Origin of the sequence: Butyricimonas sp. Marseille-P2440 (assembly GCF_900091675.1) — a bacterium.
GTDB classification, from domain to species: domain Bacteria; phylum Bacteroidota; class Bacteroidia; order Bacteroidales; family Marinifilaceae; genus Butyricimonas; species Butyricimonas synergistica.
Window position 1 is genome coordinate 1,422,888 of record NZ_LT594610.1, and the last position, 16,749, is coordinate 1,439,636.

Here is a 16,749-nt window from a genome sequence, read left to right on the forward strand (position 1 = left end):
AATCAATTGTTTATTTCCGGTATATCGTTCAAATTAATTCCTGTCCATTCACTTAACTGGTCTGTGGTAGGGTAACTGCCCATCACCTCGATCTTGTTATCTACCAGCGTCACGGGCAATCCGTCTACCCCGTGTTCCATCAGGTAATCATTGACGATTTTGTTTGACACGTACAATTGCGGTTCGTCCCTCAAATTATGGCGGGCAACCAGTATTCCTTTCCGTTTCAAAGTTTCAAGAACCACCGCTATCCGGAACAGTTCCGGGTTTATATTCGGACCGCACAATCCCGTGGGACAGCACATGGCTGGGTCAAAAATTTCTATTGTTTTCATATTCTATTGTTTTAAAAATAATACATTACAGCATAATAAATTCCGACAAGAATAAACAGTATCGCCACCACGCGGTTGAACCATTTCTGGAAAACCTGTACCCGGTTGTAGAATTTCCCGAGCCCGGCAACGCTATACGCCAATATCCAAGCCACGGTAATCACGGGCAGACCGGTTGCCACGGCATACACGGCAGGCAAAAGGTAACCGCCCGCCTCGGCGGCAGACAGGGGGATCAACATCCCGAAATAGAAAACCCCGCTCGTGGGACAAAATGCCAGCGAGAAAAGTACACCTAGCAACAACGCTCCGGTTCCCCCCTTTCGTTTCCAGTTGCCTCCACCGGAGAAACCGAATTTAGGCAGATTCAGGCGGTTACCGAAAAGCATGAACAACCCCACGAGTATTAAAGCCGGAGCCACCAACATCTCCCCGTAACGGCTGACCGCTTTTTGGATGGCAAACATACTTGCCCCCTCCCGGAGAATTGATATGAGGACGACACCCAGTGCCGTGTAAGCAATCACCCGCCCCAGCGTGTATAGGATGCCACCCCAGAATATCCGATGGCGGCTCTCGATATCTTTGCTGATGTACCCGATGGCTGTGATATTCGTCGCTAGCGGGCAAGGACTTACAGCGGTTAATAGCCCCAGGATAAATGCCGTGAAGATCGGAACATGACTGTTTTCCAGAAGTGAGTGTAAAAATTCCATACCCTTTTTTATTTGAGTTGTTCTTCAATCTTCTTTTTCACCCTTTCTTTAAATGTCGCGGGCGAACCCGTGGCATGGGTAAATGCAAATTCGGTCATGTTTACCGGCGTTTCTTTGTTCTCTTTCCATTTATTAATAAAGAGCGACGACCAGGTAACCTCGTACTTGTCTGCTAACACTTCATTTTCTTTTTCAGAAATATCGATAGTCTTGTAGATCACTCTGCCCTCTTTCAATTCCTTGGCAAACAGCGAATCCACCACTTCTTTTGAAAGTTTCTCGATCGCATTGCAGGTGAGGCAGCGTTGCTTCCCGTGAAAATAAAGCACCTCCACCCGGTCTTTCCTTTCTTGATGGGGTGAATCGGTTGTCTTCGACTTTTTAGTATTGCCACAGGCAGTGGCAATCAAAACAATACATACATACAATACTGCCTTCATGCCTACTCTTGTTGGGTTAATACTTGTTTTACTTCACTTAGATTCAGTACTTTCCCCACGGAAACTACTTTCCCGTTCACGACTAAAGCCGGAAGTCCCATGACCTTGTATTCCATGATCTTCAAAATGTCTTGCTCTTTCGCCAGTGTTGCTTCCAGCGCCAATTCCGAGATTGCTTTCTCTACCGTCTTGTACAGCGTGGTGCAGTTCGGACACCCTGTTCCTAATACTTTAATTTCCATTTTCATCTTGTTATTGAATTAGCATAAACGTATTTCGTCGAATTACGAACATTGTATTTAAAAAAAGAGTGCAGTTATCCGCAGCACGTCTTTTTTGTCTTGCATTCACAAAAGAAATTCGTGAATAATTTGCTTGCTAACGCCCAGTTTTCCCGATTGATACAATACTTCACCTTGGGTGTTTCAATCTCTCCCTGTATTAAACCCGCCTCTTTCAACTCCTTCAGATGCTGGGAAACTGTCGCTTTCGCGATAGGCAGTTCCTCGTGAATATCTCCAAAATAACAATTCTCCTGACTTGCCAAAAAATCGAGTATCGCCATTCTTGCCGGATGCCCCATCGCTTTGGCAAAGCGGGCAATCTGTGTTTGCTCGTTCGTGTACTTCTTATCTTCCATTCTTTTATATTGTTTGTTGTTCGCAAACTTACGAACAATATATGGAAATTCCAAATAAAAGCGTGGAATATACACTTACCCCCTTTTCATGAAGGTATCGAAAAAGGAATCCCGGTATGTGTTCCCTATCGCAATCTCGTAATTGCGGATAAAGATGTCGTTATTGTCAAAGGAATCAATATGATTGGTATTCACGATATACGACTTGTTCACCCGCAGGAAATCTTTTTTAGGCAGAAGTTCGTAAGTTGTTTTCAGATTCATCCGGGTAATGATACGCTGGTCTTCCAACTGGATAATCACATAATCTTTCAGTCCTTCGATGAAAAGTATACCCTTGAAATTCACCTTAAAGTAACGGCGATCCGACTTCACGAAGAAAAAGTCATTTTCGATAATTTCGATATTTTCCTTTTCCTCCTGCAACAAAAGTGCATGGTATATCATAGCTTTATCGACAGCTTTCTGAAAACGTTCGGATTCCACGGGTTTCACGAGATAATCGATAGCGTCCACCTCGTAACTATCCAGAGCGTACTCCGTGTAAGCCGTCGTGAAAATAACTAAAGTCCTTCGGGGAATGGTTCGGGCAAATTCGATTCCCGTGATTCCCGGCATTTGTATATCCAGGAAGACTAGGGCGACCGGGTTCACCTCCATGAACCGGGAGGCAGCCAAAGCGTTGCTAAACGTCCCCACTTGTTTTAATTGAGGGGTTCCTTCTATCAATAATTCTATGGCTTCCCGTGCTAACGGTTCATCGTCTACTATAATACAATTCATAATGTCAAGTGTAAATTAACGGTGTACGTTTTTTCGTCTTCCTGGATCTTTAGTGAATAGTCACCCGGGAATAGTAGTTCTAAACGGCGACTTATGTTTTTCAGTCCTAACCCTCCCACTCCATCGCATTCCGGAGCTATGGCTGGCTTGGAATTTTGCAGGTTATTGTCTTCCACCTCGAAAGAAAGATAAACGAAGGACTTATTTTCTGCGTCCAAGTTGTGCTTCACGGCATTTTCCACGAAAGGGATAAACAGAAGGGGCGGTAACCAAACTTGATCTGTCTTTCCTTCCTTGAAAATAAAAAACTCGAATTTATCCCGCCGTATCTTCTCCAGATTCAAGTAATCGTTCAAGAATTGAATCTCTGAATTTAGCAATACTTTCTCTTTCGCACTGTCGTTTATCTGGTAGCGTAATAAATCTTTCAAGCGGAATAGTACCCGGGAAGCCTCTTTCGGGTTTTTACGGATCAGCACGTTGGCGTTGTTCAACATATTGAATAGGAAATGAGGATTAATTTGCTTCTTCAAGAATTTCAACTCCGACTGTAAAGTAGAGGAAGCCAATTCATCCACCCTTTGGTTATAACCGATCCAATATTTTATTAGCAGCAAAGTGGATGACCCGAACGTAAGCAACCCGATCGAGATCATCGAAGAAAAGATGTTCAACACGATATACGGTTCTTCTTCGGGATACATCTCATTGAAGTGATAAAAATAGCTCTGCAAAATGGAAATGAAAACGACTGACAACAAGATCAAGCCGACCACGGATAGTATGTAACTGAAAATGCGGTCTTTCATCAGATAGCGAGGTGCCAGAAGGTAAATATTACAATACACGTCTAAATTAAGTATGAAATAAAAACCGATAAAACAGTAAAAACGTTCTCGGGTGGCGCAAATTTCTCCCGACAGATCGGCAAAGACACTTGACGAGATACACATGATCGTCAGTTGTAACAACAAATGCCGATACACCCGGTATCTGGGAGATAACAAGAAATCGGGGATATTTTTATCTATCTTGTTTATCATGATTCGGCTTGTTTTAAAGTCAGTTGAATGGAATGTTCCGTGAAGGATAAAGAATAATTCGTCTTGTACAGGAAAGACAGGCGTTGTCTTATTCTTGAAAAATCGCCTTCCCCGGGAGTCGCTTCATTGTCATGATTACACGAGAATTGCACTTGCTCCCGGTCTGCATTGAATACCAAATGAATAGAGTTCCGCTTGTCCTGTTTGTACACTTGCATCACGCACCATTGGACGAAAGGGATAAACAACAAAGGGGGAATAAACAACCGTTTGACCGCACCCTCCGATGATATTTCATACTCGAATTGTCTGGAATACATTTGTTCGAGCGACAAATAATTCGCCAAGAAATGGATCTCGGCATCGAGCAATACCGTGTTGCGGCTGCAATCGTATAGCTGGTATCTCAATAGTTGACTCAATTTGAATAACATACGAGAAGACTCGTCGGGCTTCTCCTCCGCCAGCCTCCCCGTCTTATCCAAAATATTGAATAATAACTGGGGATTCACTTGTTCTTTCAACTGCTCGACTTCCGATTGGATGTGCATTTTCTCCAGCTGGCTCACGTGTTGGTTTTCCTGCATCCAATGTTTCAACAACACGGTGATCGCCCCTCCTGCCAGACAGAGCGAAATCGTGCAAAAAGAAGAAATATTGTTTACCCAAGTAACCGAACTGAAATAATCTATTCCCGTTTCACCGAGCAACGAACGGGTAATATCTTCGATTGTGTTTTGAACCCACAAAAGCCAAATCACCGAAACGGAAATCCCGATACCATACAACATATATTTCTTTTGAATCAGGTATTTGGGTATCAACACGTAAATATTATAATAGGCAACTACCAGGTACGTGACAAATACCGACAAAGCTATCAAGTATAATTTACCACCCAACACGGGAATCCCGTGTTGGAAAATAACGTATATTTGATTAAAGGAAACTGAAGCGAGAGCCATGATCAGAAGAGTATGCCGCCACACTCGGGCTTTCGGGCTTATCAATAGATAATGCAGCAACTTCTGTCCCCTCGTGTTTATATTCATGGCTCGATATTTCTTCACTTTCATAGGTACAAATGTACGATCTTATTTTTTACAAATTCCTAAAATTCCAATTTATAACTCAGGTTAGGCAAAGAAGTAGCTTCTCTCAACGGCTTGATCTCTCCCGTTTTAAAGTTATAGTCATGCCCGTAAAATTCCTTACAACCGGTCGCATTCAGCCCTTTTAAAGCAAACTCGTGGGACACCTTTTTCTTGTTTATCTTGTAACTGATCGTGTAGTTGACCATGAACATGGGTGAGAATTGCTTGGAGAAAGCCTTCGTTTCATCGTATTGTACCACCTTATCCGAGTCGGCAAGCGTGGATGCCCAGTTTATCGGGCTATAACGGTCGCCTCCTTGTATGGTCATTTTCAAGTTGATACCGAGGATATTCTGCTTGTTCTGCCCTACCATCCATTCCTTGCCTCCCAGGCAATTGACAATGAACAGGCGATTGTACTTCGTGTCCCGCCATTTCCCATCACCCCCTCGGTATTTGGAACTGAAAAGCGAACCGGACACCATGTAATAAACTCCATCATTCAAGTATCTTTCCAGCGTGACGTCTACCCCTAAATTGCGTCCTTTTCCCTTGTTTACCAACGCATCCTCCACGTAGAAGTCCACCCGGTTCAACACGGAATAGGAACTATCGGCAATCACCGGAATGTTGTATAAATATTGAAAATAAGGCTCTACCTTTAAATTCAGATTATCAGATAACCTGCAACCGTATGAAAGCATCACGTGGTGCGCCTTCGAGAAATCTAGATTCTTGTTCACGGACCCCGTTCTCGTGCTTTGGGTACGCACGAAATAAACATCCATTTTCTCCATCCGGCTGTGCATACCGTAAGCCAAGGCAAATGAAGTTTTGGGAGTTGCCTGCCATTTTACCCCCGCACGAGGTTCCAGCGTCCAATGATTATTCAAGGCAAGCACTTGCGCATTAAGTCCCACGTTCAAGGTCATCCGGTCGCTCAACCCGATAGACGAACTCGTGTAACCCGCAATCAGACTCGTGTTCCCGTCCCCCTTGGATATCAATTCCAAAGGTTGCATCACGTGCGGCGACAAGTTCATTTCCATGTCATAATACATCTTCGTGAAGGAAAATCCGGTCTTGCTGGTAAATCGGGCACTGAATTTCCGGTTCAGTACGGTTGAAAAAATCAGATTCGTGTTATTCCGGTTCAGATCGAGGTTCGGATACTTTTCCAGATCGAAATCATAGAAATCGACAAATCCTTCGTGCCTGAAATAGGTGGCGGCAACGGTCGTCTTCAGTTGCGTGTTATCATTAAAGAAATAACCATGCGTGATCCCTCCTGCCGCCATGTATTGTTTCGTGCTACTTTCCATTTGATCGCCGAGATATTCCCATTCTTCCGTGTCTTTCTCGAATTCATTTTCGGATTTGTCCACGAGCCCGGTGCCCCACACGGAGAAAGTACCCGCTTTCCGTGTCGGCAGATTGAACTTAAAGTTCAAGTCCTGGTAATCCAATATTCCCCCGAAATCCACGATACCGGCGTTCTCCAGTATTCCTGTCGTGGAATAACGGTAATTGAATATATAAGAGGAATTATGCCGTTTGGTCAAGGGACCCTCGGAGGCAAAATCCAAACCGAGCAGAGCGACCTGTATCGTGTTCTCCATGTTCTGGTTATTCCCGTTCCGTAATTTCATATCGAAGACTCCCGACACGGCATTACTGAATTCGGCAGGGAAAGCCCCCGAGAAGAAATCCGAGTTACCTAATACCAGGCTGCTCAAACCGGAAAGGATACCTCCCCCCAGAATCGACAAGTCGGCAAAGTGATTGGGATTCGGGATTTCCACGTCCTCCAATCTCCACTGCAATAAATGAGGCGCATTCCCGTGAATCGAAATCCCGTTCGTCGACATTCCGGGCGATACTCCCGCGAAAGAGCTCACCAGCCGTGCCGGATCGTCCATCCCTCCCGCGTAACGGCTTGCCTCTTCCACGCTAAGCATCCGAGCCCCCGTGGTCGCCATCTTATTCAATGGTTGCTCCTTATTTAACCGGGGAAGTACCGTCACTTCGCTCAATTCCTGAATAGCTTCTTTCATGAGTATATTCAGGAATACTCCTTTGGAAGAAGTCACCAGCACTTCCTTGAACACGCTCGATTCATACCCCACGAATGATGCTTGTATATCATGCCGCCCGACAGGTACATTTTTAATTATAAAGTGTCCCAAACTATCCGTGATCGCCCCCATTCCCGGCTTTCCCAAGAGTGCTACCGATGCGTAAGCGATCGGATACCCCGAAGCTGCATCTACAATCATTCCTCGCACGGTCTGGGTCAATACTTTCCCGTTACCCTGCCCGAAAAGGACTGCTGGTGCAATTAAAAATAAAAAGAGTATTGTAAATTTTGTAACTCGTGTAATAACTTTTGTCTTTCTCATAATCGGCTTTTATTAATTCTGCACCAAAAATAAAGACAAGACAAAGGCACTTTCGGAAGAATATACCAAACCTCCCGATTCGGATACCAAACCGGGAGATTTGTATAGATTATATATTTTGTTATTTAAAAATACGCACCCTTTCCTCCAACGGTTTAAACTCTTTTGCCCCGGGTTCTTGCGACGGAACACCAAAAGGCATTTGTGCGATCAACTCCCAATTTTCGGGTAACCCCCATTCTGCGATAACGGCTTCGTCAATCAACGGGTTGTAATGCTGTAACGATACCCCGAATCCGGCATCCTCCAACATAGTCCAAATAGCTAATTGGTGCATGGCAGACGTGTGTTGTGACCAAACGGGGAATTTCTCATGGTATGTCGGGAAGGCTTTTTGCAATCCTTCCACAATTTTCCGGTCTTCAAAAAAGAGTACCGTGCCGTATCCGGCTGCAAATGACGTATCGATTTTCTGTTCGGTTGCCTTGAATGCTCCTTCGGGAACAATCTTACGAAGCGTATCTTTCACGATATTCCATAATTTCAAGTGTTGCTCACCCAAAAGCAAAACAACTCTCGTGGACTGGGAATTAAATGCGGAAGGGACATTCTTCACGGCAAACTTTACTATATCTTCAATCTCGTTATCTGTGATTAACGACTTATTTGTAATAGCGTAATAACTTCTTCTATGTGCTAATGCTTCTTTCAATGTACTCATAACTCTCTTTTATATTGTTTTTCACAATATACGATTTTTTCACAAAAAAGTTAAGCCTTTCATGATTAATCTTTCATTCAAAGTAAACAATATAAAAATTGCCCAAGTATATTCATCACGTATACTTGGGCAAAAATCAACGACTTAAACAAGAAGTCGAAACTTAGAGAAGGCTGTAAGCACAAGTCACTCCCGCCATAACAATAGCAACCATACTCATCAATTTTATCAAAATATTCAAACTCGGTCCGGAAGTATCCTTGAAAGGATCGCCCACGGTATCTCCAATCACAGTAGCCTTGTGATTATCAGAGCCTTTTCCGCCCAGATTACCTTCCTCAATATATTTCTTGGCGTTATCCCATGCGCCTCCTGCATTAGCCATAAAAATAGCAAGCACGAACCCGGAACCCAAACCACCAGCCAATAAACCGATCACTCCCGCAACACCAAAGATAAGTCCCATTGCCACGGGAACAATGATTGCCAGTAACGACGGAAAAATCATCTCGTGCTGTGCCCCTTTCGTGGAAATCTCCACGCATTTAGCGTAATCCGGTTCAGCCTCTCCGGTCATGATTCCTTTAATTTCCCGGAACTGGCGACGTACCTCGTTCACCATCTTTTGGGCGGCACGTCCCACGGCATTCATCGTCAGACCACAGAACACGAACGCCATCATGGAACCGATGAAAATTCCAGCCAGCACGTTCGGATTCATTAAAGTAACATCATAATGAATCATAAAATCCTGTAAAGTTGCATCGGCAGTTCTTACCGTGTTTTCCCCAATCGTAAGTACTTCCTCTCCCATACGCAACAAACCGATTTTGATTTCCTCGATATAAGATGCAATCAATGCCAATCCCGTTAATGCAGCCGAACCGATAGCAAATCCTTTACCTGTTGCGGCGGTCGTGTTACCTAAAGCGTCCAAAGCATCTGTACGGTGGCGCACCTCTTCTCCCAAGTGACTCATTTCCGCATTGCCCCCGGCATTATCGGCAATCGGTCCGTAAGCATCCGTTGCCAAGGTAATCCCCAGCGTAGAAAGCATACCCACTGCCGCAATACCTACACCGTACAACCCCATGGGCATATTGGCGAAATCAAATTGAGCCGCAAACAGGAACGAAAGTACAATGCCCACCACGATCGTGAATACCGGAATAGCTGTCGAAATCATCCCCGTCCCGATACCTTTGATAATCACAGTTGCAGGTCCAGATTCCGAACTCTTGGCTATATCTTGCGTGGGTTTATAAGCGTGTGAAGTGTAATATTCGGTGCCTTTACCGATAATAATACCTGTTATCAACCCTACAATCACGGAACCACAAATCCAATAACTCATTCCTAAAAGGTAAATCACTAGAAAACTGGCACCCACGATCAGAATAGAACTGACATTTATACCCCGGTCAAGAGCCCTCAATAACTGTTGTTGAGAAGCCCCCTCTTTTGTTTTCACCAAAAATATACCCAGCAACGACAAGATAACACCGAAAGCGGCTATCAACATCGGGGCAAGAATGGCATTAAATTGCATATCAGCTTCGAGACGGAAAGCGGCAGCACCCAAGGCAGCCGTGGCTAGGATAGAACCGCAATATGATTCGTAGAGGTCTGCCCCCATTCCGGCAACATCACCCACGTTATCACCCACGTTATCAGCAATCGTGGCAGGATTACGAGGGTCGTCCTCCGGTATTCCGGCTTCCACTTTTCCCACTAGGTCAGCACCCACGTCAGCCGCCTTCGTGAAGATACCTCCACCCACTCTGGCGAACAATGCCTGCGTAGAAGCCCCCATCCCAAAAGTCAACATTGTAGTCGTGATAACAATGGCTTTCTCTGTTGAAGTAGCTTCCTCTACAAAATAATCGAGCAACAACCACCATAATGAAATATCCAATAGCGCCAATCCTACTACTACCAAGCCCATTACCGCACCTGAACGGAAGGCAACCTTCAACCCGTCATTCAAACTTCTGCGAGCCGCATTCGCCGTTCTTGCCGAAGCGTAAGTGGCTGTCTTCATCCCGATATAACCGGCAAGACCGGAAAAGAAACCACCCGTCAGGAATGCACACCATACCCAATGATTTTGCAAGCCTGGACCGTAAGCCATCCAGGCAAAAATCAGACACAATACCAAGAACACGATACCCACGATCCGGTATTGTTGCCGCAGGTAAGCCATAGCCCCTTTGCGGACGTGTCCGGCAATTCGTTTCATCGTATCGGTTCCTTCCGACTCTTTCATCATCCCCTTAAAGAAAATCCTCGCGAACAGGAGGGCGATAATAGCACACGCAGGTACTATCCAAAATAGATTATTCAACATGGTATTTATATTTTGTAGTTAGTATAAATCATACAAAAAATACTCATCAAAATTTCAATGAACCTTGATGAGTAAAAGTACAAATAAAAACCGAAAAATTATTCTTCGGTTTCCGTTTTTTTTACAAAATTTTTAGATCTCGGCGTATAGTTCAAACGGTTCCGCCCCCGTGATTTCTACCTCGTAAAAGTCCCCGATTTGTAATGGATCAATGGAAGTAACAAATACTTCCTGATCCACTTCGGGTGAATCATATTGCGTACGCCCGACAAAATACTCTCCTTCCTGTCTATCAATCAAAACGGTAAGCTTCTTCCCGATCCAATTTTGATTCAATCGAGAGGCTATTTCCAATTGCCGATCCATTAACTCTTCGGCACGTTTGTTTTTAACCTCTTCGGGGACATCATCCTGATAATGTTTGTCACAATAAGTATCGTCCTCGTGCGAATACGGAAATACCCCCAAACGTTCAAATTTCATGGTTTCCACGAAATCAATCAATTCCCGGTAATCCTCTTCTGTTTCTCCCGGGTGTCCTACCATTAACGTCGTCCGTAAGGCAATGCCCGGTACTTCTTCCCGGATTTTACGAATGAGGTCTATGGTTTGTTGTTTCGTCACCCCTCTTCGCATCTGTTTCAGCATATGATCGCTACAATGTTGCAGGGCAATATCCAGATACTTGCAAACATTCTTACGCTCCCGCATCACGGGTAAAATCTCCATCGGGAAACCAGCCGGATAAGCATAATGCAATTTGATCCACTCGATTCCCTTTATATCGGCAATCCGGTCTATTAATTCCGCAAGCCGATTTTTCCCGTATTTATCAATCCCGTAATACGTGATGTCCTGAGCCAGCACCAATAATTCCTTTACACCCTGTTTCGCAAGGCGTTCCGCCTCGTCAACAATCTCTTCAAAAGGACGGGACTTGTACTCTCCTGTCATGATCGGGATGGCACAATAAGAGCATTTACGATTACATCCCTCCGATATTTTCAAATAAGCATAATGTGGCGGGGTTGTCAAATGACGTTCATTCCGTAGTTTGTCGTCATATTCTTTCCCGAGTTCCGTCAAAATGCCTTTCCAATCGAATTTCCCGAAATAAGCATCCACTTCCGGGATCTCTTTTTGTAATTCCGGTTCATACCGTTGCGACAAGCATCCCATAACAAATATCTTGTCTACTTTCCCTTCCTTCTTCAATTCCACCTGCTCCAGTATCGTGTTGACAGATTCCTCCTTGGCGTCCCCGATAAAACCACAAGTATTGATTACAACAACTTTAGCCTTTGAATTTTCAACATCCACTTCAACACTGTACCCCACTTTTTCCAGTTGCTTCATCAGTAATTCCGTATCCACCAAATTCTTGGAACACCCCAGGCTTATAATATTCACTTTCTTCATGCTAGATTCTAAATTTGGACGCAAAGGTAACGTATCCGAACGGAAATCCGAAGACTTTCCGTATCTTTGCCGAAGAATTTAGCAAAACTTTATGAACTACAATATACAACAATGGTTGCCGACCACCAAGAAAGAAGTGGAACTGCGGGGATGGAACAGTATCGATGTCATTCTCTTTTCCGGGGATGCTTACGTGGATCATCCATCGTTCGGGGCGGCTGTTATCGGGCGATTGCTGGAATCATTAGGACTGAAAGTAGCTATCGTGCCACAACCTAACTGGCAGGACGATTTAAGGGATTTCAAGAAGTTAGGTAAACCGAATTTATTCTTTGGTATCAGCCCGGGATGCATGGATTCCATGGTCAACCACTACACGGCAGCCAAACGCCGCCGTTCCGACGATGCTTACACACCCGGCAATCGTAATGGGGCACGTCCCGATATGCCGACGATCGTTTATACACGCGTATTAAAAGAGTTATTTCCGGATACACCCGTTATTATCGGGGGAATAGAAGCATCGTTACGCCGTTTCACGCATTACGATTACTGGAAAGACACGCTCAAACCCTCCATCCTTTTCGAGAGCCGGGCGGATATGCTCGTGTACGGCATGGGGGAAAAACCGATTACCGAAATCTGCCAAATGTTGCAGAAAGGCATTCCGTTTCAAAGCCTCACGAATATTCCCCAAACCTGCGTGTTACGGGGGAAGAAAGAAAAATATGCCACGAACAAAAAATGGCAAACCATCACGTTAGCCTCTCACGAGGAGTGCTTGACGGATAAAAAGAAATACGCCACCAACTTCCGGTACATCGAGGAAGAATCGAACAGTATCCATGCCGCCAAGCTGATACAACCCGTTGCAGACAAACTAATCATCGTGAATCCTCCTTACGCACCCATGACCACGGAAGAAATAGACACCGTTTATGATCTCCCGTTCACACGGCTGCCTCACCCGAAATACAAGGATAAAGAAATTCCGGCATACAACATGATTCGGCATTCGATCACGCTACACCGCGGATGTTTCGGGGGATGTGCTTTCTGCACGATTTCAGCCCATCAAGGGAAATTCATTGCTTCCCGTTCCGAGCAATCCATCATGCGGGAAGTGGAACACGTGTGTGAGATGCCGGATTTCAAGGGAACTATATCCGATCTAGGCGGACCATCGGCAAATATGTATTCCATGCGGGGGAAGGATTCGGGAATCTGCGAGCAATGTAAACGTCCCTCTTGTCTACACCCGGCCGTGTGTAAAAACCTGAACACCGACCATTCGCGGCTTTTAGCCTTATACTCGAAAGTGCGTAAAGTCCCGGCCGTGAAACATTGTTTCGTGGGATCAGGCATCCGTTATGATCTCATCATGCACCGCACGGGCGATCGGAAAATAGACACGGCAAACCGGGAATATCTAGAAGCAGTCATCAAACATCATGTTTCCGGTCGCTTCAAAGTAGCCCCAGAACACAGTTCTGACAACGTGTTACATTTGATGCGCAAACCCTCGTTCAAGCTTTTCCGGGAATTAACTGCCCGCTTCAACGCCATCAACCAGAAGGAACACTTGAAACAACAAATCATACCTTATTTTATATCTTCCCATCCGGGATGCAGCCTCTCGGACATGGCAGAACTTGCGATCGACACGAAGGAATTGGATTTCCGCCTGGAACAGGTACAAGATTTCACCCCGACCCCCATGACCTTAGCCACGGATATGTACTATTCCGGGCTTCACCCCTATTCCCTGCGCAAAATACAATCTGCCAAGACGGAAACTGAAAAGAAACGCCAAAACATCTTCTTTTTCTGGTATAAACGGGAGTTCAAGAATGAAATTATCGGTATTCTAACGAAACTGAAAAGAAATGATCTCGTAAAACGGTTATATTCAAATAAAAATAGATAAATATTTATTATTTCACGATTAATCATTAACTTTGAATCATATAATATAGATAAACGAATATGCGCTATTGTATCTGGATAATGTTATTTTTCATATTCACCTCATGCTCACACCATAAGGCTGTAAAGAGCAATCAAAGGGGAATGGATTACATTACCCGGGAACAACCTAGAAAAGCGTTGGAGGAATTTAATCAGGCGATTACTTTTGACCCCAACTTTTTCCCTGCTTACTACAATCGAGCGGTTGTACTGGCAAACTTGAAACAACCCCGGGAAGCCTTGAAAGACATGAATTACGTGATTGCCAATGTTCCCAACCACGTGATGGCGTATTACAACCGGGGGATCATCCACGAAAATTTGGGGAATGCCACTTTAGCCATTCAAGATTACAGCCACGCGATCAATCTGCAACCTGACTTACTGGAAGCCTACCATTATCGCGGGATTGTACGCTACGGCATGAAGGACTTGGACGGAGCTTTGGCTGATTACGAGAAAGCTATCTCGCTAGGTTTGAAATCTAGTGCCGTGTTCTTTAACCGGGGAGTCATCTTCCACCAGAAAGGGCAGTTAAGCAATGCTATCGAGAGCTATTCTCGTTCGATACAAATAGATCCGTCGAATGCAAGGGCTTACTACAATCGTGCTATATCCAAATTAGTGGTCGACAATTACAAAGAAGCCCTTGAAGACCTGGAAATCTCGAAGCGTTTAGGATACATGAAGGCTGCCGAGATAATTACCCGATATTACAGTAACTAATCCTTACCCCACTCCAGCCTCTCAAAAGCTCTCTCGCAAAGATGCCTTGTTCCATAGGGACATTTTTCAGACGGTCTTTCATTACTTTTTATCTTCAAAAACCAAGGTTTCTTTATTTCCCGCTTCACATCAATCCAGACATCGCTGAATTCTTCCTCGGTAAATCCTAAATTCGAAATCAAAAACTTGTTATTTACCGCTTCTTCTAAATACTCCGCCAACCTATCCAATAAAAGATACTGCACGTAACCTCTCCTTTTCCCTATCGTGTGTTTCAAGTACAGGTAAATAATTTCTCCCCCGTATTTATAACCACCACCGCGTTCTCCTTTAATCAATAAATCTTTAACTACAATCTGAGTTGCTTCCAATAATGACTCATCCCATTCTTCCCGGCGCAATTCTTTCAGCATATTCCCTTGTTCGACACAATCCCACATGATGAGATCCGATGCATAAAATCTCTGGAAACCATGCCTTACACACCATTTGCGAATTTCTTCCCGTTCCGACTCGTAAAGCAGCAGCATCACGGCTAAAGCTCTCCCGAAACCACATAAGGGTTTAATGATATCCACGAGAATAATATCCCATATGGGTGTCATTTGCATCAAAGCCTGACCGACATAATAAGTAAATTCATCGTGCCTACCCATTGTTTTCAGTATCGTCAGGTTCTCGGGGTCACGCATTACACCTAATAAAATAATGCCTAATTTGACAACTTCCCGATCCGGGGCTTTCTCTACCATCCAGTGTACTAATTCCACTCCAGCCTGTTCATACGGCAATTCCCGGGAAGACAATTCATCCAAAAACTCATCCCAGTATCCGACAATAGGATTATCCTTCAACGTGTTGTAAAATTTAATTTTATCCTCCATCTTACCCCGCTGGGAATAACTTGCGAATAAATCTACCAACCGTTTTATAAACTTCGGGTTGACTTCTTTTTCCGGATTGGCATACAGATCCCAATAATCATCACAACCGGGATCATAGTATCCCATATCCATTCGCATGGGAACATTGTCCGGCAAATCTTTGTCGTCACCCAATATAATACCTTTACCCTTTTTCAAATTTTTCTTCACGTACTCGTACAAAGGTTCTCTTCCCTCCCACGGTAATTTTTTATTTTCAAATCCCTGTTTCATAATCCTCCGCAATTAAAATTCACACCCGTTTCAGACATACCTCAAAGTTATAAAAAAGAAACAAAATAACAAAAAAGAGGGCTAAGTAAATCTTAACCCTCTTCCTTCTCGGGGAAATATTTTTTATTGTTGAGGTGTCGTCAACTTAGCCATAGCATCTTTCACCTCCTTTAAAACTTCCGGAGCTTCCACATTTTTCGGGTCAGCACTCATAGCCTCTACCAAAAAACCTTGTGCTTTCTTAAATTCAGCCATTGCTTTTGTTTTCCCTGCCTCGTATTTATCATTCTCCTTGTTCGCGAAAGGAGTAGCTTCTTGAAGGATAGCGGCACCGTTATTGAAATACAAAGTACCTAAACTTACCAATCCTTGAGCTTTAAATCCTTTATCGCTCATGTTGGCAATCTTCTGGTAATTCTCGGCAGCCTTAGCGATATTATTCGCTTTTTGGAACTTTTGTCCTTCTTTCAAGAAATAAACGGCGTATGTTCTCATCAAACCTGAATTTTGCCCGGGCGTAGCTTTAATCCCGGCTTCTAAAGTTTGCAACATTTGTTCAACCTTCCCCTGTTTCTTTTGGGAATCTGCTTTCCCCGCGTAAGAGTCTTTCAATTTATAATTATTTTTGATAGACATATCAAAATACTTCTCGGCTGAAGCATAATCTTTTAATTTGTTAGCACAAACAGCCACGTTATAAACAGTAGCATCATCTTTAAACTCAATTGCTTTCAAATAATTTTCCCAATTCGTGAATGCTTCCTTGTAATTTTTTGCCTTCCACGCTGCATTTCCGGCATTCTTTATTTTACCCGCTTCTTCCACTGTTGTTTGTGCAGCTAGTTCTCCCACAAAAAAGCTTACTAGAACAAATAAAAGTAATTTTTTCATAATCCTCTGAGTTTTGTATTTTACGTGATAAATTTCATTATTTATGCCCCTAAGGTAACACTCTCTTAAG

16 protein-coding genes are annotated in these 16,749 nt (G+C 43.9%); 2 read left to right on the plus strand and 14 right to left on the minus strand.

Annotated features, from left to right (window positions below; genetic code table 11):
• Positions 1-2 precede the first annotated feature (2 nt).
• From arsD to rimO, 12 genes are all read right to left on the minus strand, one after another.
• Positions 3-335 carry an arsenite efflux transporter metallochaperone ArsD gene (arsD, locus tag BN8899_RS17020; protein ID WP_026207225.1) on the minus strand — a complete coding sequence of 111 codons (333 nt, stop codon included), beginning with the start codon at positions 333-335 and terminating at the stop codon, positions 3-5.
• A gap of 11 nt (positions 336-346) precedes the next feature.
• Positions 347-1,051 (minus strand): aromatic aminobenezylarsenical efflux permease ArsG family transporter, encoded by a 705-nt coding sequence (locus BN8899_RS17025; RefSeq protein ID WP_065220284.1) that lies wholly within the window; start codon positions 1,049-1,051, stop codon positions 347-349.
• Positions 1,052-1,059: 8 nt separating this feature from the next.
• Entirely contained in the window at positions 1,060-1,491 is a 432-nt protein-coding gene (locus BN8899_RS17030; protein WP_065220285.1) for a nitrophenyl compound nitroreductase subunit ArsF family protein, read from the minus strand.
• Between the two features lie 2 nt (positions 1,492-1,493).
• The gene (locus tag BN8899_RS17035; protein ID WP_018336331.1) at positions 1,494-1,733 is read right to left on the minus strand and encodes a thioredoxin family protein; all 240 of its coding nucleotides are present in this window, start codon (positions 1,731-1,733) and stop codon (positions 1,494-1,496) included.
• Between the two features lie 74 nt (positions 1,734-1,807).
• Positions 1,808-2,131: an ArsR/SmtB family transcription factor gene (locus tag BN8899_RS17040; protein ID WP_065220793.1), complete on the minus strand. Its 324-nt coding sequence runs from the start codon at positions 2,129-2,131 to the stop codon at positions 1,808-1,810.
• Between the two features lie 75 nt (positions 2,132-2,206).
• Positions 2,207-2,914, minus strand: a complete 708-nt coding sequence (locus BN8899_RS17045; RefSeq protein ID WP_018336329.1) for a LytR/AlgR family response regulator transcription factor — start codon at positions 2,912-2,914, stop codon at positions 2,207-2,209.
• A complete protein-coding gene (locus BN8899_RS17050; RefSeq protein WP_065220286.1) occupies positions 2,911-3,957 on the minus strand; it encodes a sensor histidine kinase in 1,047 nt (348 codons plus the stop codon). The genes BN8899_RS17045 and BN8899_RS17050 overlap by 4 nt, the downstream gene beginning before the upstream one ends.
• Positions 3,954-5,033 (minus strand): sensor histidine kinase, encoded by a 1,080-nt coding sequence (locus BN8899_RS17055; RefSeq protein WP_082987109.1) that lies wholly within the window; start codon positions 5,031-5,033, stop codon positions 3,954-3,956. The genes BN8899_RS17050 and BN8899_RS17055 overlap by 4 nt, the downstream gene beginning before the upstream one ends.
• A gap of 35 nt (positions 5,034-5,068) precedes the next feature.
• Entirely contained in the window at positions 5,069-7,450 is a 2,382-nt protein-coding gene (locus tag BN8899_RS17060; protein WP_065220287.1) for a TonB-dependent receptor, read from the minus strand.
• Positions 7,451-7,571: 121 nt separating this feature from the next.
• Complete coding sequence (locus BN8899_RS17065) at positions 7,572-8,171, minus strand: nitroreductase family protein (protein ID WP_065220288.1); 600 nt, start codon at positions 8,169-8,171, stop codon at positions 7,572-7,574.
• Positions 8,172-8,334: 163 nt separating this feature from the next.
• Positions 8,335-10,518: a sodium-translocating pyrophosphatase gene (locus BN8899_RS17070; RefSeq protein WP_065220289.1), complete on the minus strand. Its 2,184-nt coding sequence runs from the start codon at positions 10,516-10,518 to the stop codon at positions 8,335-8,337.
• 132 nt (positions 10,519-10,650) lie between these two features.
• Positions 10,651-11,937, minus strand: a complete 1,287-nt coding sequence (rimO, locus tag BN8899_RS17075; protein ID WP_018336323.1) for a 30S ribosomal protein S12 methylthiotransferase RimO — start codon at positions 11,935-11,937, stop codon at positions 10,651-10,653.
• 91 nt (positions 11,938-12,028) lie between these two features.
• Between rimO and BN8899_RS17080 the strand changes: the two genes are divergently transcribed.
• On the plus strand, positions 12,029-13,864 hold the full coding sequence (locus tag BN8899_RS17080; protein ID WP_065220290.1) for a YgiQ family radical SAM protein: 1,836 nt from the start codon (positions 12,029-12,031) through the stop codon (positions 13,862-13,864).
• A gap of 143 nt (positions 13,865-14,007) precedes the next feature.
• Entirely contained in the window at positions 14,008-14,631 is a 624-nt protein-coding gene (locus tag BN8899_RS17085) for a tetratricopeptide repeat protein (RefSeq protein ID WP_018336321.1), read from the plus strand.
• Here the strand turns inward: BN8899_RS17085 and BN8899_RS17090 are convergent.
• Both BN8899_RS17090 and BN8899_RS17095 read right to left on the minus strand, forming a co-directional pair.
• Positions 14,628-15,788 carry a hypothetical protein gene (locus BN8899_RS17090; RefSeq protein WP_065220291.1) on the minus strand — a complete coding sequence of 387 codons (1,161 nt, stop codon included), beginning with the start codon at positions 15,786-15,788 and terminating at the stop codon, positions 14,628-14,630. The two genes, BN8899_RS17085 and BN8899_RS17090, sit on opposite strands and share 4 nt — an antisense overlap.
• A gap of 123 nt (positions 15,789-15,911) precedes the next feature.
• Entirely contained in the window at positions 15,912-16,679 is a 768-nt protein-coding gene (locus BN8899_RS17095) for a hypothetical protein (RefSeq protein ID WP_018336319.1), read from the minus strand.
• Positions 16,680-16,749: the final 70 nt, after the last annotated feature.